This window comes from Streptosporangium sp. CA-135522 (assembly GCF_050949235.1).
Classification (GTDB): domain Bacteria; phylum Actinomycetota; class Actinomycetes; order Streptosporangiales; family Streptosporangiaceae; genus Streptosporangium.
Genome location: NZ_CP192026.1, coordinates 1,023,957 through 1,049,410, shown reverse-complemented (window position 1 = coordinate 1,049,410; position 25,454 = coordinate 1,023,957). Strand labels below are relative to the sequence as shown.

General features: G+C 71.2%; 25 protein-coding genes and 1 pseudogene. 10 read left to right on the top strand and 16 right to left on the bottom strand.

Annotated elements, in window-relative coordinates; all coding sequences use genetic code 11:
- Window positions 1-168: 168 nt before the first annotated feature.
- Window positions 169-1,194 (bottom strand): neutral zinc metallopeptidase, encoded by a 1,026-nt coding sequence (locus tag ACQPYK_RS05210; RefSeq protein ID WP_433251034.1) that lies wholly within the window; start codon window positions 1,192-1,194, stop codon window positions 169-171.
- Window positions 1,195-1,328: 134 nt separating this feature from the next.
- On the opposite strand from ACQPYK_RS05210, the gene ACQPYK_RS05205 reads away from it, so the two are divergent.
- Entirely contained in the window at window positions 1,329-2,999 is a 1,671-nt protein-coding gene (locus ACQPYK_RS05205) for a DUF2207 domain-containing protein (RefSeq protein WP_433251031.1), read from the top strand.
- Between the two features lie 562 nt (window positions 3,000-3,561).
- Window positions 3,562-3,684 carry a hypothetical protein gene (locus ACQPYK_RS05200; protein WP_433251028.1) on the top strand — a complete coding sequence of 41 codons (123 nt, stop codon included), beginning with the start codon at window positions 3,562-3,564 and terminating at the stop codon, window positions 3,682-3,684.
- Here ACQPYK_RS05200 and ACQPYK_RS05195 read toward each other — a convergent pair.
- Window positions 3,674-4,495 (bottom strand): SDR family oxidoreductase, encoded by an 822-nt coding sequence (locus ACQPYK_RS05195; RefSeq protein ID WP_433251025.1) that lies wholly within the window; start codon window positions 4,493-4,495, stop codon window positions 3,674-3,676. The two genes, ACQPYK_RS05200 and ACQPYK_RS05195, sit on opposite strands and share 11 nt — an antisense overlap.
- An 88-nt stretch (window positions 4,496-4,583) precedes the next feature.
- On the opposite strand from ACQPYK_RS05195, the gene ACQPYK_RS05190 reads away from it, so the two are divergent.
- Window positions 4,584-5,042, top strand: coding sequence for a MarR family winged helix-turn-helix transcriptional regulator (locus ACQPYK_RS05190; RefSeq protein WP_433251022.1), 459 nt, complete (start codon window positions 4,584-4,586; stop codon window positions 5,040-5,042).
- Window positions 5,043-5,046: 4 nt separating this feature from the next.
- Here ACQPYK_RS05190 and ACQPYK_RS05185 read toward each other — a convergent pair.
- Both ACQPYK_RS05185 and ACQPYK_RS05180 read right to left on the bottom strand, forming a co-directional pair.
- A pseudogene (locus tag ACQPYK_RS05185) lies at window positions 5,047-5,139 on the bottom strand (type II toxin-antitoxin system VapB family antitoxin); the annotation flags it as partial.
- A gap of 549 nt (window positions 5,140-5,688) precedes the next feature.
- Entirely contained in the window at window positions 5,689-5,958 is a 270-nt protein-coding gene (locus tag ACQPYK_RS05180) for a hypothetical protein (RefSeq protein WP_433251019.1), read from the bottom strand.
- Between the two features lie 111 nt (window positions 5,959-6,069).
- Between ACQPYK_RS05180 and ACQPYK_RS05175 the strand changes: the two genes are divergently transcribed.
- The 3 genes from ACQPYK_RS05175 to ACQPYK_RS05165 all read left to right on the top strand — a co-directional run bounded on the left by ACQPYK_RS05175 (window position 6,070) and on the right by ACQPYK_RS05165 (window position 9,467).
- Window positions 6,070-7,299 (top strand): sensor histidine kinase, encoded by a 1,230-nt coding sequence (locus ACQPYK_RS05175; RefSeq protein WP_433251016.1) that lies wholly within the window; start codon window positions 6,070-6,072, stop codon window positions 7,297-7,299.
- Window positions 7,287-7,925: a response regulator transcription factor gene (locus ACQPYK_RS05170; RefSeq protein ID WP_433251013.1), complete on the top strand. Its 639-nt coding sequence runs from the start codon at window positions 7,287-7,289 to the stop codon at window positions 7,923-7,925. Before ACQPYK_RS05175 ends, ACQPYK_RS05170 begins: the two co-directional genes overlap by 13 nt.
- A gap of 183 nt (window positions 7,926-8,108) precedes the next feature.
- Window positions 8,109-9,467: an erythromycin esterase family protein gene (locus ACQPYK_RS05165; protein ID WP_433251010.1), complete on the top strand. Its 1,359-nt coding sequence runs from the start codon at window positions 8,109-8,111 to the stop codon at window positions 9,465-9,467.
- Between the two features lie 809 nt (window positions 9,468-10,276).
- Here ACQPYK_RS05165 and ACQPYK_RS05160 read toward each other — a convergent pair.
- From ACQPYK_RS05160 to ACQPYK_RS05150, 3 genes are all read right to left on the bottom strand, one after another.
- Window positions 10,277-10,939, bottom strand: coding sequence for a TMEM175 family protein (locus ACQPYK_RS05160; protein ID WP_433251007.1), 663 nt, complete (start codon window positions 10,937-10,939; stop codon window positions 10,277-10,279).
- Window positions 10,940-11,025: 86 nt separating this feature from the next.
- Complete coding sequence (locus ACQPYK_RS05155; RefSeq protein ID WP_433251004.1) at window positions 11,026-11,649, bottom strand: response regulator; 624 nt, start codon at window positions 11,647-11,649, stop codon at window positions 11,026-11,028.
- The gene (locus ACQPYK_RS05150; protein ID WP_433251001.1) at window positions 11,646-12,869 is read right to left on the bottom strand and encodes a sensor histidine kinase; all 1,224 of its coding nucleotides are present in this window, start codon (window positions 12,867-12,869) and stop codon (window positions 11,646-11,648) included. Before ACQPYK_RS05150 ends, ACQPYK_RS05155 begins: the two co-directional genes overlap by 4 nt.
- A gap of 199 nt (window positions 12,870-13,068) precedes the next feature.
- On the opposite strand from ACQPYK_RS05150, the gene ACQPYK_RS05145 reads away from it, so the two are divergent.
- Both ACQPYK_RS05145 and ACQPYK_RS05140 read left to right on the top strand, forming a co-directional pair.
- Window positions 13,069-13,620 carry a GlcG/HbpS family heme-binding protein gene (locus ACQPYK_RS05145; RefSeq protein WP_433250998.1) on the top strand — a complete coding sequence of 184 codons (552 nt, stop codon included), beginning with the start codon at window positions 13,069-13,071 and terminating at the stop codon, window positions 13,618-13,620.
- A 51-nt stretch (window positions 13,621-13,671) separates the two neighbouring features.
- The gene (locus ACQPYK_RS05140) at window positions 13,672-14,265 is read left to right on the top strand and encodes an ankyrin repeat domain-containing protein (RefSeq protein ID WP_433250995.1); all 594 of its coding nucleotides are present in this window, start codon (window positions 13,672-13,674) and stop codon (window positions 14,263-14,265) included.
- A 145-nt stretch (window positions 14,266-14,410) separates the two neighbouring features.
- Here ACQPYK_RS05140 and ACQPYK_RS05135 read toward each other — a convergent pair whose 3' ends face one another.
- Window positions 14,411-15,364 (bottom strand): asparaginase, encoded by a 954-nt coding sequence (locus ACQPYK_RS05135; RefSeq protein ID WP_433250992.1) that lies wholly within the window; start codon window positions 15,362-15,364, stop codon window positions 14,411-14,413.
- Between the two features lie 58 nt (window positions 15,365-15,422).
- Here ACQPYK_RS05135 and dtd point away from each other — a divergent pair, with 58 nt between their 5' ends.
- A complete protein-coding gene (gene dtd, locus ACQPYK_RS05130) occupies window positions 15,423-15,848 on the top strand; it encodes a D-aminoacyl-tRNA deacylase (RefSeq protein ID WP_433250989.1) in 426 nt (141 codons plus the stop codon).
- A gap of 190 nt (window positions 15,849-16,038) precedes the next feature.
- Here the strand turns inward: dtd and ACQPYK_RS05125 are convergent, their stop codons facing one another.
- The 4 genes from ACQPYK_RS05125 to ACQPYK_RS05110 form a co-directional block, all read right to left on the bottom strand.
- On the bottom strand, window positions 16,039-17,025 hold the full coding sequence (locus tag ACQPYK_RS05125) for a YgfZ/GcvT domain-containing protein (protein WP_433250986.1): 987 nt from the start codon (window positions 17,023-17,025) through the stop codon (window positions 16,039-16,041).
- A 20-nt stretch (window positions 17,026-17,045) separates the two neighbouring features.
- Window positions 17,046-17,459 carry a Fur family transcriptional regulator gene (locus tag ACQPYK_RS05120; protein WP_433250983.1) on the bottom strand — a complete coding sequence of 138 codons (414 nt, stop codon included), beginning with the start codon at window positions 17,457-17,459 and terminating at the stop codon, window positions 17,046-17,048.
- A 606-nt stretch (window positions 17,460-18,065) separates the two neighbouring features.
- Window positions 18,066-18,371: a DUF2470 domain-containing protein gene (locus ACQPYK_RS05115; protein ID WP_433250980.1), complete on the bottom strand. Its 306-nt coding sequence runs from the start codon at window positions 18,369-18,371 to the stop codon at window positions 18,066-18,068.
- A 14-nt stretch (window positions 18,372-18,385) separates the two neighbouring features.
- Window positions 18,386-18,895 (bottom strand): FABP family protein, encoded by a 510-nt coding sequence (locus ACQPYK_RS05110; RefSeq protein ID WP_433250977.1) that lies wholly within the window; start codon window positions 18,893-18,895, stop codon window positions 18,386-18,388.
- 67 nt (window positions 18,896-18,962) lie between these two features.
- Between ACQPYK_RS05110 and ACQPYK_RS05105 the strand changes: the two genes are divergently transcribed.
- Complete coding sequence (locus ACQPYK_RS05105) at window positions 18,963-19,325, top strand: DsrE family protein (RefSeq protein WP_433250974.1); 363 nt, start codon at window positions 18,963-18,965, stop codon at window positions 19,323-19,325.
- Between the two features lie 272 nt (window positions 19,326-19,597).
- Here the strand turns inward: ACQPYK_RS05105 and ACQPYK_RS05100 are convergent, their stop codons facing one another.
- From ACQPYK_RS05100 to ACQPYK_RS05085, 4 genes are all read right to left on the bottom strand, one after another.
- On the bottom strand, window positions 19,598-20,314 hold the full coding sequence (locus ACQPYK_RS05100) for a type 1 glutamine amidotransferase (protein ID WP_433250971.1): 717 nt from the start codon (window positions 20,312-20,314) through the stop codon (window positions 19,598-19,600).
- Complete coding sequence (locus ACQPYK_RS05095; RefSeq protein WP_433250968.1) at window positions 20,304-21,593, bottom strand: MurT ligase domain-containing protein; 1,290 nt, start codon at window positions 21,591-21,593, stop codon at window positions 20,304-20,306. The genes ACQPYK_RS05100 and ACQPYK_RS05095 overlap by 11 nt, the downstream gene beginning before the upstream one ends.
- A gap of 153 nt (window positions 21,594-21,746) precedes the next feature.
- Entirely contained in the window at window positions 21,747-22,358 is a 612-nt protein-coding gene (locus ACQPYK_RS05090) for a thermonuclease family protein (protein ID WP_433250965.1), read from the bottom strand.
- 15 nt (window positions 22,359-22,373) lie between these two features.
- Complete coding sequence (locus ACQPYK_RS05085) at window positions 22,374-25,331, bottom strand: ATP-binding protein (protein ID WP_433250962.1); 2,958 nt, start codon at window positions 25,329-25,331, stop codon at window positions 22,374-22,376.
- Window positions 25,332-25,454: the final 123 nt, after the last annotated feature.

The window sequence follows — 25,454 nt, the reverse complement described above, 5'->3', positions numbered from 1 at the left end:
GCTATCGGTGACGACGCCGGCGCTGACCGCCGGCACACCTCCCACCTGTGCCGCGAGCGTCTCGGTGGTCGACCAGGCACAGGTGCCGTCCGCGCCGATCAGGCCGCAGCCGTCGATGATCCGGACCCTCCGAGGGCCCGGAGGCCTCCCCGCAGGCGACCGTGCGGGTCAGCTGACCTGTGAGGCGGGGACGATCCAGGTGTTGCAGTAACCGATCCTCGCGTACTTCCAGCCCTGGTAGAGCCATCCGGCGAAGTGGTCGCCGTTGCCGTGGTCGCGCCGGCCCAGGCCGTTCTGGTCGTCGCCGCGGTCGTACGACATCCGCAGTTCCTCGCTCCAGAGAGGGCCGCTGACGCCGAGCGAGGTCCGGACGGTACGGACGAAGATCCCGGACAGGCACTGCGCCTGGAGCTCGTTGCGCCGGGAGTGGGCGTCCTGGGCGGCCTTGGACTTGTCGGCGACCTCCCACCACCAGGCTCCGCCGATCCCCGCCATGGTCTGCACGTGGTGCCCGTACTCGTGGGAGAGCACGGACAGGTAGGGGACGTGGTTGCGGGCCGGGTCGATCCGGTTGCTCTCCTGGATGAGGTGGGTCAGCCCGATGTACATGCCCTGGTTGCTGGGGCAGTAGTAGGCGGCGGCGCCCGAGGTGGGGTAGGTGCCGCAGGGGCCGCGGCCCGGGCGGGACCAGTAGACTCGGCGCGGCGCCGTGAAGACCGCCCCGGCCTGGGAGAACTTCCCGGCCCACGCGCGGTCCAGGCATCCGGTGACGGCGTTGAGGTAGTTGAGCATGTCGCCGGGCCGGGTCGAGGGCCAGGGAGCCCGGCAGGCGGTCGGGCGCATCGTGCCGGTGCCGTACAGCGGGTTGCGCTTGAGCCGGGCGGTGGTGTCGGAGCGGAGCATGCGACGCAGGTCGACGCTCATGCTCTGCCGGGCGGCCAGTGTGATCTCCGACTCGCCCAGTGAGCCGAGATTCAGCTTGGGCGGCGGCCTGAAAGTCGGCGGCCTGACCTCCGCCTCCTCGGACGCCGGCGGCCGGCCGTTTTGGGTCGCCACAGGACCGGTTCCCGGGGTGGCCGGAACCTCGGCTTCGTCGCCACCGGCCAGGCCGGCGATCACCACGACCGCGGTGAAGGTCAGGGCGAGAACACCGAAGACACCAAAGGCCAGAGGACTCGATCCGCGTGGGCGCATGCGACCGCCTTCTCCAGTGAGTGGATCTCCGGGCGGCAATCTAGCGGATATATCCCCATGTCTGTCTATTGACCGAAAAATAGGGATGGGGGGTGGCATTCAGGGGTCGGCGGTTCTCGGTAGGCTCCCGAGCCATGGCGGGATCTGCATTGCATCGAGCGGCCGGAAGCGTGGCCGCGGTTGCCACCCTCGTACTGGCACTGAGCGCTTCCCCGGCCTTCGCAGCCGGTACGGCGGGCACGACGTCCACCCAGGCGGGCAAGGTGACCAAGGACACGGTCACGCTCGAACTGCGACAGGACGGCGTGCTTCACGTCAAGGAGACCGTCGCCTTCGAAGGCGGAACGCCGACGCGCAAGCTCGTCGACCGCACTCGCTACGACGACGGCAGCGACCGCCTCTACCAGATCGCCAACCTCAAGGGCGACGGCAGGCTGAGCGGCGACTCGATCACCCTGACGGGGGGCTCGGGCACCGCGACGCTGGAGTACGACGTCAAGGGCGCGGTGACCCCCCTGGCCGACGTCCAGGAGCTGCGCTGGTACGCCGTGGGCGCCTGGTCGGTCCCGGTCACCGAGGCCAAGGTCACCGTGACAGGCCCGGCCCAGCTGCAGAACCTGTCCTGCTTCGCGGGCGTGCTGACCTCCGCGATCGGCTGCACCACCGCGTCGCCGGACCACACCGGGACCACCGCTGAGTTCGAGCAGCAGGATCTCGGCGCCGGCGAGGTGCTCACCGTGGTCATCGGCTATCCGGCGGGGGCCACCAAGGGCGGCCCGATCCTGGAGCGCCGCTTCGAGCTGTCCAACGCCTTCACCCTGAACACCGTCACCGGCGGCGCCCTGGCCGGCCTGCTGGTCCTGATGCTCGGCGGCCTCGGCCTGCTCTACTGGACGCGGGGGCGCGACGCCCGCGTGGTCGGCCACGAGTCGGGCTCGCTCAACGCGGTGGAGAACGGCCATTTCGCCCCGCCGGACGGGGTGCGCCCGGGCCAGATCGGCACGCTCATGGACGAACAGGCCGACGTGGTCGATGTGACGGCCACCATCGTGGACCTGGCCGTCCGGGGGTACATCCGGATCGACGAGCAGCCCCGCCAGGCCTACGACTCGCCCGACTGGATGCTGGTGCGGCTGCCCGGCGCCCCGACCGCCTCGCTGCTGTCGTACGAGCAGGCGCTCTACGAGGCCATCTTCGACGGCCGCGACGCGGTCCTGCTCTCCCATCTCCAGGGCTCGTTCGCGGCCAACCTCGGCAAGGTCCGCGACGCGCTCTACCGCGACGTGGTCACGCAGGGCTGGTTCGCACGGCGCCCCGACACGGTCCGCACCCGCTGGACGACCTTCGGCGTGCTGCTCGTCGTCGCCGGGATCATCGCCACCGTCGCGCTGGCCTGGTTCACCACGTACGGCCTGCTCGGCCTGGCCCTGATCATCGCCGGTGCCGCCATGGCCGTCGGCGGCCAGTACATGCCGGCCAAGACCTCCAAGGGCGCCGGAGCCCTCGCCCACACCCTGGGCTTCCGGGAGTATCTGTCCTCCGGCGACATCGGCGGCGACATCCCCCCGGCCCAGCGGGTGGAGCTGTTCTCCCGCTACCTGCCCTACGCCGTGATCTTCGACAGCGTCGAGCGCTGGGCCCGGGTGGTCTCCTCGGTCACCGGCAACGGCCAGCAGGCCGACAACCTGTACTGGTACCACGGTCCGGCCGAGTGGGACCTGTCCAAGTTCGCCGACTCGATGCGGACGTTCACCATGACGACTTCGGGGGCGATCTCCTCCACCCGCCAGTTCCGCTCTCTCTAGGGGGTCAGCCCGCATAAGCCCAAAACCCACATTGGGATGATCTTGGTGACAGGTTGGAAGCGGCCGGCTTTGGCGCTGGTCGAGGTCGGGTGCTGCCACGGATAATGTCCTATTATCCGTGGCAGCAGGATTCGTCACCTGCGGTGACATAGCCGTCCGCGACGCGAAGCGGCCCTGTTATCTGCGGCAAGGGGGGAGCGGTGCCCACTGTCGTGCACCTGCCGGTCGGGAAAGTGCTCACCGTCGGACCGCAGCCGACGTCTTCCTCGACTCGCTCGGCAACGCGAACACGATCCGCACCTACGGGATCGGGGTGGGTAAGACCGCGATGCGGCTCGGTGAGGATCGGCCGCTGGCCTCCGTCTCCGACGATGAGGTCGGCGAGGCTCTGGAAGTGCTGTGGGGCACCGCTGCGGTCAACACTGGAATGCCCGCCGCGCGTCGGTGCCGTCCTGGCTGGGGTGGTGCCGCGAGCGCGGCCATGAGGCGCCGGTGATCCCGGCGTGGACCAATCGCCGAGCTCACCAGCCTGCTCGCGCCCGGCGACAGCGGGCGCTGAGCGATGGGCTGGGACATCCTCGTCGGCGCCGTGGTCGCCGTGGCGACCAGTCGGATCGCACTGCTTATCCTGCCCAGGCTGCTGCCGCTGCTGCCGCTGCTGCGCTGTACGGCCGTCAGTGCGTGAACTTGCCGGCATGCTCGCGGGCCCAGGCGTCAAACGTCCGGGCGGGGCGGCCGGTCAGTTCCTCGACGGTGGCGGTGAGCGTGGCCGGTACGCCGTCGCATGACTGCCACCAGTCGAGCAGGGCGTCGGCGAAGTCGCCGCGGACGTGGTCGGCCATTGCCGCCTTCCACTCCTGGCGGGAGACCGGCTTGATACCGATCTCCCGCCCGATCGCCCGCCCCAGGACGTCGATCTGCTCGGCGAAGGTCAGCGACTGCGGTCCCGTGAGCGTGTACGGCCGGCCGCCCAGTGTCGGGTCGGCGAGTACCGCGGCGGCGCACCCGGCCATGTCGGCCTCGTGGATCGGGTCGCAGTGCGCGCCGGGGAAGGGCAGGCTGATCGGCTCGCCGGACTTGACGGTCCAGGCCCAGGCCAGCGCGTTGCCGGCGAACGTACCCGGGCGCAGCAGCGTGGCCTGGATCGGCGAGCCGATCAGTGCCCGCTCCACGTCCAGGTGAGACTTGGCCAGCGGGCTGTCGTCGGCTCTGTCGAAGAACACCGCGGCCGAGGACAAGAGCACGATGTGCCGCACACCCGCGCTGACGGCTTCGGTGACGAAGGCGTCGATGTGGGAGGGCTCGGCGTACAGGAAGACCGAGGCGATGCCGTCCAGGGCGGCGGGGAAGGTGTTGGGGTCGGTGAGGTCGCATCGGACGGTGTCGGCGCCTTCGGGCGCGCTGGAGCCGACGCGGACCGGCAGTCCCCGCTGGCGCAGGAGCGGCACGAGGTTCCCGGCGACGGCGCCCCGGCCTCCGGTGACAAGGATGGTCATGGCAAGGATGTCCTAACGTTGATACGACAGAAGAGTGCGTGACACAATCTTTGCGCCACGCACATAATGTGGGATATGGAGGGGTGCGATGTCAACCCGGGCGGATCTGCTCGACCAACTCGTCACCGAGAGCCAGCGACACTACGCGGCGTATGCGCTGTTCAACCAGACGATGGCTGACAGCCTGGGCATACACCCCACCGACCTGCAGTGCATCGCCCTGCTCGACCTGGAACCCAGCCCGGTGACCACCGGCGCGATCGCCACGCTCACCGGCCTGACACACGGCTCGGCCACCCGGCTGGTCGACCGCCTGGAGAAAGCCGGCCTGGTGGTCCGGCAGGCCGACGAGAAGGACCGCAGGCGCACGCTGGTCGCGCTGACCCCCGACGCGAACACTCGGATCGGTAAAGCCTGGGCCGAGCCGGCCGCGGCGTTCCGCCAGACGCTGGAGAGCTTCACCGACCGCGATCTGGCGGTGATCGTCGACTACCTGCGCCGCACCAGCGAGGTGGGGCGTACTCAGGCCGAACGTCTGACCAGGTGACGCGCTATTGCTCCGGTTGTTCGAGGACTCCGGCGTGCAGGACCGAGTGCTGGTGCAGAGCCGAGCGCAAGGCCCGGTGCAGGCCGTCCTCCAGGTGGAGCTCACCGCGTCAGGCGTGAGGGGCGCAGACCTACCTCGAAGCCGTCGAACAGGCCCGCCGACGTCGCCACTCCCCAAGCCGCCAGCACCCCGTGACCGGCCACGAACGCCTACACCTTCTAGGCAGCCTGCGCCATGTCGGTGAAGTCGATCTGGGGTAGGTCGGGGTCGAAGTCGTCGGGACGCAGGCGCAGCACGTCGGTGGCGTACAGGCCGAATCTTGCCGGTCACGACGTAGACCGAGTTGGGGTGGTCCTTGCACACGGTGCGGGGCGGCGGCGTAGATCTCGCTGCCCCAGTCGGTGCCGAAGTACAGGGTCGCGATCGGCGCGGATCGGACGGCGTCGATGTCGGGATGGACCTGGACGCAGTAGCGGCCCGTGCCCATCTTGGCTACCTTCGTCACGTTTGGCGTGGTTGGGGGGATGGGGGCGTCCAGGGTCCACAAGCAGACATAGCCCTGCGGGAATGCCCCTTCCCTTCGGTGACAGCTATCCGAGCAATGGGGCTTCCTTCTTGGTGACGCCGGTGAGGGGGACGATGTGGTTCATGTCTTGCGCCTGCTCACATGGTGCACGATGAGGACGGCGATGCACGCGACGGCGACGCCGCCCGCGACCAGGCCGAGCGGCCAGGCGCCGATGCCGTTCGCGATCATGTTGACGACCGCGCTGGCCATCAGGACGAGCCAGAGCAGGGCGCGCAGCGCGAGAGCGCCTTTGCTCAGCGCGGGCTTGCTCGCAGCGGGCCGGGAGGTGGTGGGCCGGGGGGTGGCAGGGTCGGAGTCAGGGCTGGGGATGCGGTAGGGGTCGGTCATGGCCAGAATCCTAGAAACGAGCCCGATCTGCGAAAATCCCGCACGCTAGCTGGCCGTGGTATAGCGGGCTGGAGCAAGCCGTGTCCCCTTTCACCTACTATGACCCTAGTGATGCGGGGAATCCTTGAAGGTCTGGAACGGCTGGCCGGAGGGCTGGGCACCGCGTTCATGGCCGTCGTCGTCGCGCTGTGCTGGCTGGTGGTGGCCGCGTTGAGCCTGGTCGGGGTCGGGCTGGCGCTGGCGCCGGCGATGATCGGGATGACCAGGGGCGCGGCCGAGTGGGAACGCAGGCGCCTGGCCGGCGCGGGTGTCGAGATCGTCAGCCCGTACCGGCTGCCTGCCGAGCAGCTGCCCCGAGGCTGGGCGGCCAGGATGCGGGCGGCCCGTGCCGACCCGGCGACCTTGCGCGACCTGGGCTGGCTGGCCGTCTACGCCGTGGTGGGCCCGGCCTGCGGCCTGCTCGGGGTGCTCATGCCGGTGGCGGTGCTGCGGGAACTCACTTACCCGCTCTACTGGCAGTTGCTGCCGCGCGAGGATCAGCTCACCAACTTCGGCTTCCCGGTCACCACCTGGCCGGGCGCGATCGCCACCTCGGTGATCGGCCTGGCCGTCTTGGTCGCCCTGGTCCGTCTTTTCCCTGTGCTGGCGCGCCTGCAGGCGCTGCCCGCCAGGAAACTGCTGGTGCCGCACGCCTCGATCGACTTGTCGCAGCGCATCGCGCAGCTAACCGTGACCCGCGCGGGGGCGCTGCGCGCGCATGCCGTCGAGCTGCGCCGGATCGAGCGGGCCCTGCACGACGGCGCGCAGAACCGGCTGAACGCGGTCGTGGTCACGGTGGCCGCGGCCGAGCGTGCTCTGCAGCGCGATCCCGCTCGGGCCGCGCACGCACTGGAACGTGCCAGGAGCGCGGCCGAGCAGGCGCTGGCGGAGCTGCGCGGCGTGGTGCGCGCGATCTTGCCGCCGATCCTGGAGGACAAGGGGCTGGCCGGCGCGCTGGACGCGCTGGCCGCCGGATGCTCGGTGCCCTGTCGGGTGCGGGTGGGTGAGCTCGCCGTGGTGCCGTTGTCGGTGGAGAGCGCCGCCTACTTCACCGTGGCCGAGGCGCTGACCAACGTGGGCAAGCACAGCGGCGCCCAGCACGTGGAGGTCGTCGTCGAACGTGTAGGCCCGTTACTGCGCGTCCAGGTGCGTGACGATGGCAAGGGCGGCGCCCGCGATGGCGCGGGCACCGGGCTGGCCGGGGTCCGCCGCCGCGTCGAGGCCCATGACGGAACGATGACCCTGACCAGCCCCGATGGGGGGCCGACTGTGATCGAGGTGGAACTGCCGTGCGAGTCGTGATCGCTGAGGATGACGCGCTGCTGCGCGAGGGCCTGGTGCTGCTGCTGAGCGGGGAGGGCATCGAGGTGGCCGCGGCCGCGAGCGACCCCGAGGGGTTTCTGGCCGCGGTCGAAGAGCACCGGCCCGATGTGGCGGTGGTGGATGTGCGCATGCCGCCCACCCACACCGACGAGGGCATCCGGGCGGCCGTGGCGGCCAAGCGCCTGCAGCCGGGCCTGGGGGTGCTGGTGCTGTCGGCGCATGTCGAGCAGGCGTTCGCGACCGACCTGCTGGCCGACGGCACGCACGGGGTCGGCTATCTGCTCAAGGAGCGGGTCGGCAAGGTAGAGCAGTTCCTTGAGGCGCTGAACCGGGTCGCCGGCGGCGGCACCGCCATCGACCCGGACGTGGTGGCCCAGCTGTTCACCCGCCGCCGCGATCCCCTGGAGGAGTTCACCCCGCGCGAACGCGAGGTGCTCGCGCTGATGGCCGAAGGACTGGGCAACCTGGCCATCGCCGACAAGATGGTGATCACCGAGGGAGCGGTGCACAAGCACATCCGCAACATCTTCGCCAAGCTCGGCCTGGCTCCCAGCGACCGCGTGGACCGCAGAGTCGCCGCCGTGCTGCGCTACCTCGGCGCCTGAAGCCGGCCTCTGATACCCGGCCTCTGGGGAACAGCCTCGGGGAAACGGCCTTGTGAGCTGGGCCGCGGGCGGCGTGCGGTAGCCAGCACCACCATCGACCGGCCAGCGGGCGGGATCGAAACCGCCTGCGCCCATCCCTACGTTGGTGATTGCTTCATTCGACACCCAACGTAAGGATCTGTCTTGGCGAGCAACACTCTGCGTCGTACCGTGCCGGTCACCCTGGCGCTGGCGGCCTGTCTCGCGAGCGTGAGTGCTCCGGCATTCGCCACCCCTGCTCCCGCCCCCGCCGGCGTTGCCACGGCGGCCGTCGCCGCCGGCCAAGAGCGGGTGGTGGCGAACCTGGAGCGCCACGCCCAGGAACTGCGCAGCACCGTCCCGGGCGGCCCGTCCCGCGACCTGCGGGCGTTGTCGGCGATGACCAAGGGCGCCACCATCGTGGGGATCGGCGAGGTCACGCACGGCTCGAAGGAGCTGTTCACGCTGCGGCACCGGATGTTCCGGCATCTGGTGCAGACCCAGGGCTTCACCACGCTGGCGCTGGAGGCGACCTGGTCGGCCGGCGTCCGCCTGGACGCGTACGTGCGCACCGGCAAGGGCGACCTGCGCACGATCATGGCCGAGGAGTTCCAGCAGTCCTACGGCTCGTGGAAGACCCAGGAGTGGATGGACCTGTATGAGTGGATGCGCGACTACAACCGCACCGCCTCACGCAAGCTGCGCGTGATGGGATTCGACATCGGCGACGTCCACCCCGAGCAGTACCGGCGCATTCTCGGCTGGGCCGAGAAGCACGAGCCGTCGCTGGAGCCCGAACTGCGTCGCCGTTACGCGGGCCTGCTCGCCCTGCCGGCCGGTGTGGAGGAACGGATGAACGCCCTGGCCGCACTGCCGGCCGAGCAGCGCGCCGCCCTGGCCGGCGACGCTCAGGCCGCCTACCGCCTGCTGGACGACAGCGGCAAGGTGAGCCCGCGGGTCCTGCAGGAGGGCCGCGTCATCGTCCAGATGACCACCATGTACGCCCTGGACGGGTCGGCCCTGCACCGTCACCGTGACCAGGCCATGGCCGCCAACACCGTGTGGTGGCAGCGCCACACCGGCAGCAAGACCGTGGCGGCCGCGCACAACGGGCATATCGGCTACGTCTCGGCCTGGCCCGACCATTACCCGGTCACCCAGGGGGCCGTCCTGCGCTCCCTGGCCGGCACCTCCTATGTGGCGATCGGCACCACCATCCACAGCGGCCGCTTCCGCGCAATCGACCCCAAGACCGGCCAGGTCGCAGTCTTCGACACCGGCGCCCCTGTCCCGGACAGCAGCGAGGCCGTCCTGGACCGGGTACGCTACCGCGACTACTACGTGGACCTGCGCCGCGCCGGCCGTACTCCGTCCACCCGAGCGTGGCTGGACACCGCCCGTCCGACCTTCACCATCCCGGCCACGTACGTGCCCGAGCAGTTCAACCGGCCGCTGGCCCTGGGAGCGGCCTTCGACGTGATCGTGCACCTCAACCGGGTCGAGGCAGCCACCCCGCTGCCCTGACCCTCCTTCCCGCGGGCTGGTCGGCCGATGGTGAAGCAGGTTGCATGGCTCCCCAGTAAGAGATGGTATGTAGTTGACTAATAACACACAGTGATCACTATGTCGACCGCCGAGGGCCGCCGTGGCGCTGGGGGCGTCTGCCGCCCTATGTGGGTGTTTGAGAATGGCGATCTTGCAGCTGGCGCGTCCCGTGGGGTGACCACCTCAACAACCCGCCAGCCGCGCACCTCGGCCTGACCTACCCGCGAGCTGCGATCAGCCGCAAACCCCGATGATCCGGCGTGTTTACACAGGGGCTGCCATGACTCAGATGCAAGCCGCCGACCTGTGCCTCCTCGCCCATTTGGGGCTGGTGACGCGTTTCTCTACGGCACCCCGTTCTCTACGGCACCCCGTGTAGGTCATGCGTGCCCGTACGGAGGGGTCCAGCCCACATAAGCCCAAAACCCACATCGAGATGATCTTGAATAGCATTGCGCCTGATCAGGGCTGGATCCTGGGCTCACCTTCACCCAAATCGTGACGTTGCCCGTTCCTCGGTAAATGTGCCGTTTACTGCGGAACGGCGGTATGCAACCTGCTCGAACACCGCTCGCACGCATCATCAGATACCCGCATTTACTGCGACTGCGGGTTTCGGGCTTATGTGGGCTGGACCCCCTCTAGAGCTCCCTGTGAAGGTCTCTCCGAAGCTTCTGCGAAGGCCTCTCCAGAGCCTACTGTGAAGAGGTGAGGCCCGCCGCGGGAGGAATCCCGTCGGCGGGCCTCACCCCGTTCCGGAGATCCGCTGCGAGGCTCCGGGGACGCGCCTACGCGGAAATAATCCGCCGCGTGATCCTGACGGTCACGACGGCGACCACCGGGGTCAGCATCCAGGCGAGGGCCATCCCGTCGAACTTCCAGGTCAGGCCCGCGGTGAGCGCCCAGAACAGGCCGATCGCGGTAAGGGTGACCGCCTGGACCCTGATCCTCGTGACGTCCACGCCGGCGTTCAGCACGCCGCTGCGGACCACGACGAACAGCAGCGCGGCCTGGCACAGCAGCAGGGCGGCCTCCGTCCCGGCGAACAGGCAGATCGACAGCGGGTTCTCCGAGGACTCCCCGATGAGCGCCGTCGGATACGGCAGCAGGACCACGAGGACCAGCAGCGGGATGTGCAGGAACACCATCCCGTGGGTCACCCGGCCGATCTGGTCGAGGAGCGTGTGATGCTGTCGCCAGGTGGCCCACAGCATCAGGAAGGCGATGATGAACGCCAGGAAGGACCCGGAGTTGTGCCCGAGGAATCTCCACAGCTCCGCGGCCATCGCCATCCGGTCCTCGCCGCCGCCCTCGCCCCCCTCGGGTCTGGGGATCTCGATGACGAGCAGGGTCATGGCGATGGCGAAGACGGCGTCGGCGAACATGCCCACACGCTCGTGGGACATGCCTGGGGGGACCGAAGTCGTGTCGTGCGGGTCGGTGACGGTCACCGGACCTCCGGGAGGAACGAGCGAACAGTGCGGGTCATCTTTACAGATTCCGGACTTTCCGTGGACCCTCGGCCCCGCCATCCCGCTCAAGTGAGCCGGATGAGGCCTCGCTCGACGGCGGCGGTGACGGCGGCGGTGCGCGTGTCGACGCCCAGCTTGCCGTAGACGTGCACCAGGTGCGTTTTGACCGTCGCCTCGGTGATGAAGAGCCGTCGGGCGATCTCGCGGTTGCCGGCGCCGCTGGCGAGCAGCTCCAGGATCTCGACCTCGCGCGCGCTCAGCGCGGGGCCGGGATCGCGCATCCGCCTCATCATCCGGGTCGCCACCCTCGGCGACAGTACGGTCTCGCCCTTGGCCGCGGCCCGGATGCCCTGGAACAGCTCCTCCGGCGGGCAGGCCTTGAGCAGGTAACCGGTCGCTCCGGCGTCGATGGCCCGCACGATGTCGGCGTCGGTCTCGTAGGTCGTCAGCACCAGGACCTGCGGTGGCGCGGGCAGCGCACGGACCCGCCGAGTGGCCTCCACCCCGTCGATGCCGTCACCGAGTTGCAGGTCCATGAGCACCACGTCCGGCTCGCGCGACGCGATGCCCCGCACCGCCTCTTCCCCGCCCACCGCCTCGCCGACGATCTCCATATCCGGCTCGCCGCCGAGCAGCGCCACCAGCCCGGCCCGGACCACCGGGTGATCGTCCACCAGAAACAGCCTCATCGCTCTTCCGTCCCGCCTGTCGCGGCGTCCCCGCCTCCTGTTCGCGCCCTCCCCGGGAGATACGGCTTCGCCGGGGGCGGCCCCGCGGGGACCGTGGCCGCGACGGCCGTCCCCTCACCCGGAGCGCTCTCGACGACCAGGGAGCCGTTCACCTCCGCCAGCCGGTCGCGCATCGCGCGCAGCCCGTATCCCCGGCCGGGTGCCGGAGCGGGCTCGGCGAATCCGGCTCCGTCGTCGAACACGTCCAGCGTGACCTCGTCGTCCAGGTAGGACAGCGTCACCATGGCCTTTGCCGCACCCGAATGGTCGCGGACGTTGGCCAGCGCTCCCTGGGCCACCCGCAGCAGTGCCGCCTGGACGTCCGGCGCCAGCGGGCGCCGCTCGCCCTCGTGCCGGAAGCGCACCTCCAGCCCGGTGTCGTGGCCGGCCCGCTCGCACAGCCGGGACAGGGCTTCGGGCAGCGCGACGCCCTCCAGATCGGGCGGCCTCAGGTCCCGGACGAACCGCCGGGCCTCGTCCAGGTTCTCCGCCGTGGCCAGGGCGGCGCGCCGTACATGGGCGTGGGCCAGATCCGGATCGGACGCCCACATCCGGTCGGCGGCCTGGAGCAGGATGCCCATGCTGGTCAGGCCTTGGGCGAGGGTGTCGTGGATCTCCCTGGCCAGCCGTTCGCGCTCCTCCAGGACGCCGGTGCGGTGCCGCGACTCCGCCAGCGTGTCCCGCGTGCTGATCAGATCGTCGATGAGTCGCTGCCGGGCTGCGCTCTCACGCTGGAGCTCCCAGAAGATCACCGCGGTCATGGTGGCGACACCGACCGGCGCGAGGATCAGGCTGGGATCGACCTCTCGGGCGATCTTGAGTTGGGCGGCGATCACGACGAGCGTGAGCGCCGCGGTGGCCAGCACGAAGCTGCGTGAGCTCAGCGACCGCAGGCACAGGAACAGCAGCGGGACCGCGCACCAGCTGAACGACGGCGCGAGGACCACCAGCACCAGCCAGACCGCGACCACCGTCCCCAGCCAGACGAGATGCGCCCGGCCGGGATCGCCCCACAAGACGACGCCGGCGGCGTACACCAGGGCGAGCAGGCCGCAGACGGCCAGCGAGGCGACGGTCTGCGCGTCCATGCCGTGCCTGGAGACCAGCCGCGAGGCGGAGGCCGCGAGCAGCAGGTAGAACCCCAGATGCATGGCCCAGTCGAGCCAGACGCGCTCCCTCATCACCGCCCCCGTCCGGTCGTCTCCGACGTTATCCCCCGCCGAGGATGACGCCGCCGCGGGGGCGGCGCATCAACCGATCGGTTGACCTCCGCCTCGACCACCCGGTGTCCGGGAGTCGGCCGTGCTCCCGATGGCCCGCGACGATGCCGCGGGCAGTCTTGGACGTACCCGATCCGACCGTGCCGAACTGGAGAAACACATGGCCGCTCTGTCCACCCGCACCCGCGCGATCGCCGGCTCCCTCACGGGGCTGGCCATCTTGACCGGTGCCACCGGCATCGCCGCCGCCCAGGCCGCCCCCGCCCGAACCACGGCCGTGAGCACTCCGCCGGCCGTCGTGCAGACCGGCGCGCTGTCCGCCGACGCCGCGCTGAAGATCGCCGATGCCGTGCGGAAGGAGGCCGCCAAGCAGGGGCAGCGCGTCACCGTCGTGATCGTCGACCGCTCCGGCGCCACCCGGCTGGTGCTGAAGGGAGACGGCGCGGGCCCGCAGACCGAGGAGTCGGCCAGGCGCAAGGCCTTCACCGCGGTCTCCTTCGGCAAGGCGACCAGCGAGCTGGCCAAGGGCGTATCCGGTGACGGCCCGACCATCGCCGACATCCCGGGCACCCTCTTCCTCGGCGGCGGCGTCCCCGTCACCTCCGGCGGCGCCCCCATCGCGGGCGTCGGCGTCGGCGGCGCGCCCGGCGGCGACATCGACGAGGCCATCGCCCAGGCCGGTCTCAAGGCGGTCGCCGGGCAGCTCGGCTGAACTGACCCCGCCTGGCGGCCGGCCACGGACCGCGGGATGAAAGGATCGAGCATGCTCAACGAACGACTGCTGGCCGGCGCCGCGCGCGGGGACGCCGTCGCGGTCCGGGACGCGCTCCGGGCCGGGGCGGACGTCGAGGCCCGCGACGGGCAACGCCGTACGGCCCTGCTGCTCGCCTCGGCGGCCGACCACGTGGAGGTGGCCGAAGCGCTGGTCGCGGCCGGCGCGAACCCGGACGCGCCGGACTTCAGGCGTGACACTCCCTGGCTGGTCACCGGCGTCACCGGCAGCGTGGCGATGCTCAGGGCCCTTCTGCCCGCCGGCCCCGACCTGACGGCGCGCAACCGCTACGGCGGCGTCTCCCTCATCCCGGCCTGCGAGCGCGGGCACGTGGACTACGTCCGCGAGGTCCTGAAGACCGGCATCGAGGTCGACCACGTCAACGACCTCGGCTGGACGGGCCTGCTGGAGGCGGTCATCCTCGGCGACGGCGGCGCCCCGTACCAGGAGATCGTCCGCCTGCTCGTGGCGGCCGGCGCCGACGTGAACCTCGCCGACCGCGACGGCGTCACCCCGCTCGGGCATGCCGTCGCCAAGAGCCAGAACGAGGTCGCCGGCCTCCTCCGGGCCGCCGGAGCCCGCTGACCGCTCTCATGCGGCGGCCGACCGGCCGCCGGACAGTCAGGTCTCCCGCCGCAGACGGACCATCTCACCGACCGGCCGCCGGACGGTCAGACGGTCAGTGAGATGGTCCGTCGCGGACAGATCTCACCGACCGGCCGCCGAGCGGTCAGGTGGTCCGCCGCCTCAGGCGGATCTCGCCGACCGGGCGGCCGCCGCCGAGCAGCGCGCCGGTCGCGAGCTCGTCGAGCCCGGCGTCCTCGAACCCGAGGGCGCGCAGGGCGGCGACGGTGACCGGGACGCGAGCCCGCTGGCCGCCGTCCTCGATCTTGACGGTTCCGGCGCGGCCGTCGGCGAAGGCGAAGGCGTCGAACGCCTCGGCGCCCGCCTTGACCATCAGTCCCGGAATCGCGCGCATCAGCCGGGCCTCGGGCCGCTTCGTACCGGACGTCCACTCGGGGTGGGCGCGGAAGGCGTCGGCGACGCGGCGCTCCGGGGTGCCAGGCCCGGCCAGGACGAAGGAGCGGAACGCCCGGGTCACGCCCACCATCGACACGAAGAACAGCGGGGCACCGCAGCCGTCCACGCCCGTGGCGGCGACGCGCTCACCGGTCAGATCCTCGACCGTGTCTCGGATGACCTTCTGCAACGGATGCGCCGGATCGAGGTAGGTCTCCAGCGGCCAGTCGTTGACCACGCAGGTGGCGAGCATCGCCGAGTGCTTGCCCGAGCAGTTCATGTAGATCCTGGCCCGTGCGCCGCCCGAGCGCAGCACCTCATCGCGCGAGGCGACGTCCTCGGGCAGGTCTTCGGGGCAGCGCAGCGCCTCCTCGTCCAGCCCCGCGGCGGAAAGGATCTTCCGGGCCCCCTCGACGTGGAACGGCTCCCCCGCGTGGCTGGCGCACGACAGTGCCAGCAGCTCCCCCTCCAGGGCGAGCCCGGCACGCGCCATGCCGAGCGCCTGCAGCGGCTTCATCGACGAACGGGGGGAGACCAGGGCGTCCACCGCGCCGTGCACCTTCACCGGGGAACCGTCGGCCCCCACGGCCAGCATCCGTGCCCGGTGGGTGGACTCCACGAACCCCGAGCGGACGACCTCGACAACCAACGACTCAGCAGACACCTTTGTCTCCTTTCGCCAGGATTCTAGGGAGCCCGGGAATCACGAGATGATGGGGGGCATGCGTGCGGTTGTTCAGCGGGTGAGTTCCGCTTCGGTGACGGTGGACGGCGAGACGGTCGGGGCGATCGACGAGCCCGGGCTGCTGGTGCTGGTCGGGGTGACCCACACCGACACCCCGGCGGAGGCCGCCAAACTCGCCGCCAAGCTCTGGGGCCTGCGAATCCTGTCGGGCGAGAAGTCCTGCTCCGACGTCGGCGCGCCGCTGCTCGTGGTCAGCCAGTTCACCCTGTACGGCGACGCGCGCAAGGGCCGCCGCCCCACCTGGCAGGCCGCGGCGCCCGGACCGGTCGCCGAACCGCTGGTGGAAGCCGTCTGCGCCGAGCTGCGCGGGCTGGGAGCCCACGTGGAGACGGGGGTGTTCGGCGCCGACATGAAGGTCGGCCTGACCAACGACGGCCCGATCACGCTGATCCTGGAGATCTGAGCCGGTCCGGCCCGCGCCGCCCCGCCCCACGCCGCCGTACGCGGTCCGGCACGGCGGCGAGGGGCGGCGACCTCGGCGGATGCGCCGCAACGCGGAGACGACGGTGACCTCAGCGGACGCTGCGCGCAGCGCAGGTCAAGCGGCGCAGGTCAAGCGGCGCAGGTCAAGCGGCGCAGGTTGAATGGTGACCTCAGCGGATGCGGCGGCGCAGCGCGGGATCGATGGTGACGTTGCGCCCGGCGTCCGGCGGCACGATGACCTCCTGGGTCGCCGCCACGCCCTCGGCCTGCAGGGTGGCGTCCACCGGCACGGTCCGCTTGACCACGGCGAGCGCGATCGGGCCGAGCTCGTGGTGCCGGGCGGAACTGCCGACGAAGCCGACCTCCGTCTCGTCGTGGACCACCGGGGCTCCGTGCTTCGGCAGGGTGTCCACGCTGCCGTCCAGGTGCAGGAAGACCAGGCGGCGCGGGGGGTGGCCGAGATTGTGCACCCGGGCCACGGTCTCCTGCCCCTTGTAGCAGCCCTTGCTCAGGTGGAGAGCCGGACCGATCCAGCCCACCTCGTGCGGGATCGTCTTGTGGTCGGTCTCGAAGCCCAGCCGGGGGCGGTGGTCCTCGATCCGCAGGGCCTCATAGGCCCAGAGCCCGGCGAGCTTCAGGCCGCCGAGCCGATCGGCGAGCAGGTCGCGCGGGAGCAGCACGTCGTCTCCGACGAGCACGGCCCCGGCGGGCGGGGTGAGGTTCGCGGCGTCGGCCACGGAGACCACCGCGTAGTCGTCCGTCACGTCGGCGACCTCGACCCGGAGCATGAACCGCATCTTGTCGAGGAACGCGACGAGCTCGGCGGACGTGCCCGGCTCCACGTGAGCCCACACGGCCTCGCCGTCGTCGACGAGCGTGAGATGGTGTTCCACCCGGCCCTGGGCGTCCAGGAGCAGCGTCTGGGTGGCCTGACCGGGTTTCAGGTCGTCGAGCTTCTGTGAGCTCAGGCTGTTGAGCCAGCTCAACCTGTCGGGGCCGGAGATCCGGACGACCTCGTGGTTGCTCCGGTCGACCATCGCCTCGCCGGCGAGGAACGCGCGCTGTTCGGCGAAGGGGTCGCCGTAGTGCCCGGCCACGTCGGAGTCGGGCGTCTCGGCCGCGACCGCGCCGGGAGTGTCCAGCAGAGGGCTTCGCATGGCCCCAAGCCTACGAGGCCTCAGCGGCACTCACGGCAGCGGCCGAAGACCGTCAGATGGTGCACGTCGACGGCGAAGCCGAACTCCTCGTCGAGCTTGGCGGCGAAGTCCCGCACCAGCTCCGGGCGGACCTCGTTGATCTTCCCGCACTCGTGGCAGACCAGATGCACGTGGTCGGAGTCTGCGGCCAGGTGGTAGGTGGGGGCGCCGTGGCCGAGATGGGTGTGGGTGACCATGCCGAGCTCTTCGAGCAGTTCGAGGGTTCGGTAGACGGTCGAGATGTTCACCCCGCGGGCGGTCTCGCGCACCCGGGCGCAGATCTCCTCGGGAGTGGCGTGTTCCGCGGCCTTGATCGCCTCAAGCACCAGCTGGCGTTGCGGAGTGACGCGATAACCGCGCGCCCGCAGTTGCTCATGCCACGACGTCTCGGTCATGTCCAGAGTCTAAGAGCATCCGGGCGCGATGGAGCTCTCCCGCGGAGGCCGACCTCGCGGGACCTGCGGCCTTTCTCCGGGAAAGCCCTCCTACCTGCGGGATTTCACCCTGCGAATATTCATTTGCAGGACTGAAATCTGTCGCATAACGTACGGATCACGCCGAAAGGAGGTGGTCCGAACAATGGTTGATCATAGTTGGGCTAGCGAGGTGGCTGTCCGCTAGGACGCCGCGACTCCGGACTCTGTCCGGGCGTCTGGCGACGTTCGGCGAATCCATGACAATCACCGGAACCCCGGGCTGCCAGAGGGCGGGCCATCACCCCGCCTTTGGTCCATCTGGCCCCCCTGCACGGCAGGGGGAGCAGGCCCGGGGTTCTTCCCTTTTCCGGGTCGGGGCTTCCGGGTTTCCCCGGCCCCATTCCCGTTCGGCCCCCTCCGGGCCCGTCTTCTCTCCGAGCCCTCCGAGCCCGCCTCCCACTTTCCCGCCGGGCCCGCCTCCCGCCTTCTTTCCCGCCGGGCACGTCTCCCGCTTTCCGCCGGGCCCGCTTTCCCACCGGACCCGTCTCCCGCTTTCCGCCGGGCCCGTCTTCCCGCCGAGGCCGCTCAGTGCTCGCCACGGGCGGGAACGCCCAGCGCGGCGCAAGCGTCCCGGTAGAGGCGGACCACTTCCATGCGGACCTGGGCGCGCTCGGTCAGCGTGGTGCTCCACGGGACCCGGACCGTGACGTCGCGGCCGCCGACCACCGCCGCGAACTCGATCGCCTCCGCGTCCACCCCCGTCGTCGTCGCGCTGGTGGCCTCGGGCTGTCCGCCGAGGCCCTTGCAGATCAGCAGCGCGTCATCACCATGGTCGTCATTCATGTGACGCTTGATGGCATCGACTACTTCGGGAGTGAAAGGGGATTTCATGCCCCAGATGGTAGCTAGTTCACCTCGGGCACGTAGTCGCCCACCTTCTTGAGCTCTGCGGAGATGTGCGACTGGAGCGGCTGCCCTTCGGCCGTCATGTCGTAGGCCCACATCAGGTTGCCGTTGACCAGACCGTAGAGGCGGTGGCCTGCGGTGTACTCCTTGGCGGTGGCGGTGCGCGCGACCACGTCGGTGCGGAGCTCGATCTTGTTGAAGACCACCTCACCGACGTAGATCTCCACGATGCCGGTCGGATGCGACAGGCACACCTCCAGCTGGCGGTCGGGCAGCTGACGCCAGAAGCCGGTCTCGGTGCCCAGCGGGCGGACCTTGTCGCCCGCCTCGTCGAGGAGCCAGGTGCGGCTGGTGTAGCTCAGGAAGGGCTTGCCGTTGTGGCCGAAGACGATTTCCTGGCCGAAGTTGAAGCTTTCGATCGTCGGGTATCCACCCACTCCCGCACCTTCCCACCGGCCCACGAGGAAGGCGATCGGCTCAAGGTCGGGATGCAGTTCGGGAACGTCCATGGATCCGAGCCTAGAGGCGCCCCGGCACGGCTCGCGCCCGGGACACCGGCCCGCATAGGCTTCAGGCATGGCACGATCACTGGTGATCAAGGTGACCGCCGGCGAGGACGCACCCGAGCGCTGCAACCAGGCGTTCACGGTGGCCGCGGCGGCGTTGGCAAGCGGGGTTCACGTCTCGCTGTGGCTGACCGGAGAGTCAGCATGGTTCGCTCTGCCCGGGCGGGCGAAGGAGTTCACGCTGCCGCACGCCGCCCAGCTCGGCGACCTGCTCGACGCGGTGCTCGCGGCGGGCCGGGTGACGCTGTGCACCCAGTGCGCGGCCCGGCGCGACATCACGGTCGACGACGTGATCGAGGGCGTGCGCATCGCGGGTGCCTCGACCTTCGTCGAGGAGGTCCTCGGCGAGGAGGTCCAGGCACTCGTCTACTGACGAGAGGCCCGTGCACCCGTCCGCCGGCGAAACGTGAGGCGCACGGCCGTGTCCCGGCTACACGGCCATGTCCCCTGCTCGCCTCACGGCGGGACCGGGCACGGCCGTGTCCCGGCTACATAGCCATGTCCCCCGCTCGCCTCACGGCGGGACCGGGCACGGCCGCGTCCGCTCCCCGGTAGGACGGGCACGGCTCCCCGGCGGGACGGGGCACGGCCCCGCTCGCCTCACGGCGGCCCTGCGGCCATCGGGTGGCCGCAGCAGCCGCCCGGTCAGTGGGGCAGCACCGCCGCCAGCCGCTCCTGGCGCAGCCGCTCGAACCAGGTGTCGTCGATCGGCGGGAGCTGGGCGCCCACCGCCCAGCCCAGCAGGAGGTCGGCGAGGCCGGGGTTGCGGGCGAGTGCCGGGCCGTGCAGATAGGTGCCGACGATCTTGCCGATGTAGCAGCCCTCGGTGCCGTCGCCGTTGCCGGTGCCGACCGTCGTGCGGGCCAGCGGCCGGACGCCGGGACCCAGCCGGGTGACGCCCATGTGGTTCTCGAAGCCGGTCAGCGTCGGGATGCCGAGCGCCGGGTCCGCCTCGCCGGCCAGCTCGCCGACCGCGCGGCCCGCGCCGCGGCCGCTGGAGATGTCGATCAGCCCGATGCCGTTGACCGGCTGCCCCTCCTCGCCGCCGAACGTGGTGCCCATGATCTGGTAACCCGCGCAGACGGCCAGCAGGCAGGCGCCGCGTGCGACGGCCCGGTGCAGGCCGCCGTCCCGGCGCAGCCGCTCGGCGGCCAGGATCTGCGGGCGGTCCTCGCCGCCGCCGATCAGGTAGATGTCACCGCCCTCGGGCACCGGGTCGGCCGAGCGCACGTGAACGGTCTCGACCGGAATGCCGCGACGCTGGGCGCGCTGCTCCAGGACCAGGACGTTGCCCTGGTCTCCGTAGGTGCTCAACAGGTCCGGATAGATCCAGACGAGTCGCAGGACGCTGTCAGACTGCACGACCGAACTCCGATCGAATCTGCTGGAAGGCGGTGTAGTTGGCGATCACGTCGACCTTGCCCGGTGGCTGCGCGGCGAGCGCCTGCTCGAAGGAGTCGGCCAGCTGGAAGGGCACCCCTGCCACGTCCAGCCGGAGCGCGAGGTCGAGCCGCCGTTCCCCGGCGACGTAGACCGGCCTGCCGCGCAGGACGCGGTAGTCGACGTCCCACAGCCAGGAGGTGTCGCGGCCGTCGGGCCCCTGGGCGTTCACCGACAGGATCACCGGCAGCGAGCGGTCGAGCACGTCGAACGCCTCCAGCCAGCCTGCCGGGTTCTTGGCGAGCAGCAGCCGGGCGTGCCGCCCGTCACGCTGCACGGTGGTGTAGCGGCCGGCGACGGAGGTGACCTCGCGCAGACGCGGCAGCGCCCGCTGGATCGGCAGGCCGAACACCTCGGCGGTGGCCAGCGCGATCACCGCGTTGGCCCGGTTGGCCCGGCCGGGGAGCTGGATGTCCAGCACCCAGCGCTGCCCGCGCGGGTCGATCACCGCGTCGTCGTCGAGGATCCAGGACGGCTCCGGGCGCCGGAAGGTGCACTCGCGGCACGCCCAGTCGTTCTCGGCGGTGCGGGAGGTGACCATGCCCGAGACGTGACCGCCGGGCGGGGTGTATTCCATGCCCTTGCGGTCCAGCGGGCCGCCGCACTCGGGGCAGCACCAGGAGTCTTCCTTCCACGGCTGCCCGGCCGACACCCAGGTGACCCTGGTCGCCGTGGAGGCGCCCCAGGTCACCAGCGGGTCGTCGGCGTTGGCGATCACGTGGGTGTTCTTGCCGGCGAGCGCCCGGCGCCACTTCTGTGCCAGCAGCCAGATCTCACCGGCCCGGTCCATCTGGTCGCGGCTGAGGTTCATCAGGACGATCACGCCGGCGCCGGTGGTGTTGATCACCTCGGGCAGGTATTTCTCGTCGACCTCCAGGACGCCGTAGGGGGCGTGCTTGGCCGACGACAGCGCCGAGACGTGTCCGGCGGGCATGTTGGCCCCGAAGGCGTTGGTGGCGACGTCGCCGAGGTCCTGCAGCGCGGAGGTGATCAGGCGGGTCGTGGTGGTCTTGCCGTTGGTCGCGCTCACCAGCGCCAGCTTGCGGTCCTGCGCGAGCTTGCGCAGCAGGTCGGGCTCCAGCGCCAGGCCGACCCGGCCGCCGATCACCGATCCGTCGCCACGGCCGGTCGCCCTGGAGAGGGTCGCGGCCGTGCGGCCGAGAGCACTCGCGAGCTGCGCCCGCAGCGGAAGCTGAGTCATGCCGTCTCCTCGCCTAGCGACCTGTCGCGGGACGACCCGGCGGCCGGCCCTGGTTCGCCGGATCGCAGCCGGTCCTGGTTCGCCGAATCGCTCATGCCGCAGATCCTAGCCGTGCTCGGGCGCTGGGCCCGTTCGGCGACGCCGCGCACCGGCTCACGAGGAACGCGTCCCGTGCACCGGCGGCCGGGGATTCGGGCAGGCTCCCCACAGTCCCCGGCGCTCGGCGCGGGCCTGTCGCACCAGGACCGCGAACAGGTCCTGGTAGGTGACGTCGGGCTTGACGGCCAGGGCGTACGCCGCGCCCTCACGGGCCAGGGCGCCGTTGACGAAGACGCCCCTGTCGTTCCAGACGTAGCGGAGCCAGCGTCCGTAGCGGTCCTTCTTGGTCCTGTCGGGTGCGAGCGTGACCGTGGAACCGGGCCGTGCGAGCCGCCGCAGCGCTTGCGCCGCCTGCTTGGCGTAGCACTGGGCGGGGCGCAGCTCCGGGGTGTCGATGCCGATCAGCCGTACGGGCCGCCCCTCTCCGCCGCCGGTCGGGACGACCGTCATCGTGTCGCCGTCGTAGACCCGCAGGACCCTCATCCGGTCGGCGTTCGCCGGCGGGCCGGGCTCCCGGAGCGCCCCGGGCGGCGCCGGGGCCGCCGTCGTCGGCGCCGGAGCCGGGCTCGGCCGCGGCCCGGACGACGGGGTGGGTCCCCTGACGAGATACACCACGAGTAGGGCCACCAGCGCGGCGGCCAGCACGATCACGACAAATCGCTCCACACAGTGATGATGTCACTACTCACTGAAGGCGAGTTCGGCGGGCTCCGCCGACGTGGCGTCGAACGGCAGCACGAACCGGCGCGGCCACGACAGCACACTCTCCATCCACCCGGCCCCCATCATCTGGGCCACGTGCCGGAGCCGCTCGGCCGGGTCGATGCCGATCGTCACCGTGAGGATGTCCCGGTCGACGCCCTCGTGCTCGTCGTCGCCGAGGATCACCCGCCAGGCCAGCGCGCGGTTGCGGTCCACCTCCATGGAGAGCGGGTGGTGGCGCAGCGCCCTGGCCCGGTGCCCGAGCAGCTCGGCGCCGGCCGGCGGGCGGTTGAACAGCGCGTACTCCATGACCGGTGCGGGCCCGCGCGGGCTGGGCGCGGGCTGGCCGTACGGGAACAGCCGATCCACCTCGTGCAGCCAGCGGACCTGCGGGATGACCCAGGCGGGGCCGGGCCGCTCGCCGACCTCGCGGTCGGGTCCCAGCAGCCGGGTCGCGGTCGTGGCGACCTGCTCGGTCAGCTTCACCGGGTCGCTGACGGTCCGCAGCGACCAGGCCCGGCGGCCCACGCCGCGTTCCACCGCCGTGGCCAGCAGGCATTCGCGCCGCCGCAGCGGCAGCTCGGCCCAGAGGTCGGCCAGCAGCCGGGGCACTCCCGGGACCGGCCGGTTGGTGCAGAAGGCCAGCACCAGGGTGTCGGTCCAGATGCGCAGCCAGGCCCATTCGGGCGCGTCGGCGAGCAGGTCGGCCTCGCGGAGCTCGACGAGCGTGCACGCCCGGCCGGTCCTGCACTCCTGGCCGCAGGCCGCCGAACGGCGACCGCAGATCGGCGGCATGTGGCCGGGGACCAACCGCTCACGGTCCTCTCCCAGCGGCACCTGCACCCGCAGCGGCCGGTCCATGCCGTCGGCGAAAACCGCCGCGACGCCCGGCTGGAGCGAGACGACCTGCCGGGACTGCTCCTCGCTCAGGTTCATCGCGGCCCCGACCAGCTGCCGGTCGTCCTCGGCCGGGAGTCGGTGCACGACCTTCAGCGCGGTGTTCTTCACGACGTCGGAGACCAGCTTGGTGGGAATCTGCTCGGCCACCACGATGCCCTCGCCGTACGCGCGGATCTCCGCGAGCATGCCCGCCAGGAGCTCGACCGCGTGCGTGCTGGCCCGGCCGGCGCCGCGGTCGCGCAGCAGCCGGTGCGCCTCCTCGATCACGATGACGTGCCGGAGCCCGCTGCCGCGCTCCTTCCTGGCCCGCATCCGCAGGTGCTCCACGATCCGGATGATCAGCGTGCCCATCAGGAACGCCTTGTCCTCGTCGTTGGCCACGTCCTCGATCGCGAACACCACGTTGCGCTGGAGCAGGTCGCCGATGTCGGCGGGGTGCCCGCCCTCGAAGAACCGGCCCGCCGAGCCGACCCGCAGCGACCGCAGCCGCAGCGAGATGAAGCCCTCGACGTCGGCCTGGACCTCCCTGCCGTAGCCGATCTCGTTGATCACGTCCATCGCGTGCTGTTGCAACTGCTCAAGGGTCGGTACGGCGGGCCGCACGGCCGCGCCGGGCGCCGCCCAGCCGGTGACCACGTCCCAGCCGTTGGCCTCGTAGACCCGCTGCAGGGCGAGCGACATGATCTGCGGGAACGGCTCCTCGGCGTCGAAGGCCGCCATGAACAGCGCCCGCACCATGTCGATGTGGGCCTGGACCGGATAGCCGGGCTCCGGGGCGAGCGGATTGACGCTGAAGGGCACGTTGTCCGGGGCCGACGGGTTGATCACGGTCACCGGGGCGAGATGCTCGACCCGGCCGCCCATCGCGGCGTACTCGGACTTGGCCGGCTCGATGGCCAGCCAGGGGATGCCGGCGCCGGTGAGCTGCTCCAGCAGGTGCCTGACGGTCTGGGACTTGCCCGAGCCGGTGGCCCCGGTGATGAACGCGTGCCGGTTCAGGGTGGCGAGCGGCACCTTGAACGAGCCGACCGCCCTGTCCTGCCCGTCCAGGATCGACCCGAGATCGATGGTCAGGGCGCCGGGCGTGGCGTCCGCCTCGCTGGTCACGTCGAAGAATCCCGCGTCGAGCACCCGCACCCCCGGCACCTCCCGGCGGGGCAGCCCGGCCAGCGCGGCGAGCGCCCCGGCGGTGGCCGCGAAAGGGGCCGCGGTGCCGTCGGCGGGATCCTGCAGGGTCACCGAGAGGGCGTCGGCGAAGCCGTACACCGGGCCGGACAGCGCGCTGCGCAGGCGGTAGGGGTGGTGGCTCATCTCGGCCGAGCCGACCAGCACGGGGGCGATCTGGCGCAGTTCCTCGGGCCCGGCGGCGCCGGCCAGCACGCGCACGCTCCACAATCCGGCCTCGCGGAAGGCGTCCAGCTCCTGCATGCGCCGCTCGGCCCGCTCGGCGTCGTAGCGTGAGCGCTCGGAGGCGTCGCCGTACTGCCTCAACACGTTGAGCTGGGTGCGCAGGTGCGCCACCTCGGCGTCCAGCAGGTCGGTCGGCTCGGCCACGACCAGCCAGGCGAACGGCCGGGACATGAGCGTGACCAGGGTGGACTCGAAGAGCGTGGGCCGCCTGATCTCGTCGGCGTCCGGCTCGCGGCGGCCGCCGAGCGGCGGAGCCTGGCGCCCCGGACAGGTGGTCCAGGCGAGGTCGGACAGGTCGCGGAGCCACTCGTCGCCGATCCGCACGCCTCGGGCGCCGCTGGGGAACAGCAGCGGTTCGGGACCGGCGGGGGCCGGCTCGCTCTCGGCGGCGGCCCGGCGGGGCGGGCGGGGCGGAGTCAGCGGCCCGGCGTTGGTGATGAGCTCCAGCGGGGCACCGGAGCCCCGGGAGAGCCAGCCGGCCACGAAGGGCCGGTTGCGCTGGGCCGCGGAGAGCACGGCGGGCAGGACGGTGACGAAATCCCATTCGGCCGACGAGCTGCGTGAAGGCGCGGTGATCGCCTGGATCCGGTACCAGGGACCGGTCAGGGCGGTCGGAGGACGGGACACGCTTGGCTGCATTTGGTCTCCACCCGGGGGTCCCGGCTCGATGCCGGGGGGTTGACGCTTCACGGATCGCTCCGCCGTACGGACCGGCGGGGCCCCGGGGGCAGGTCACCCCAACAACCAAGG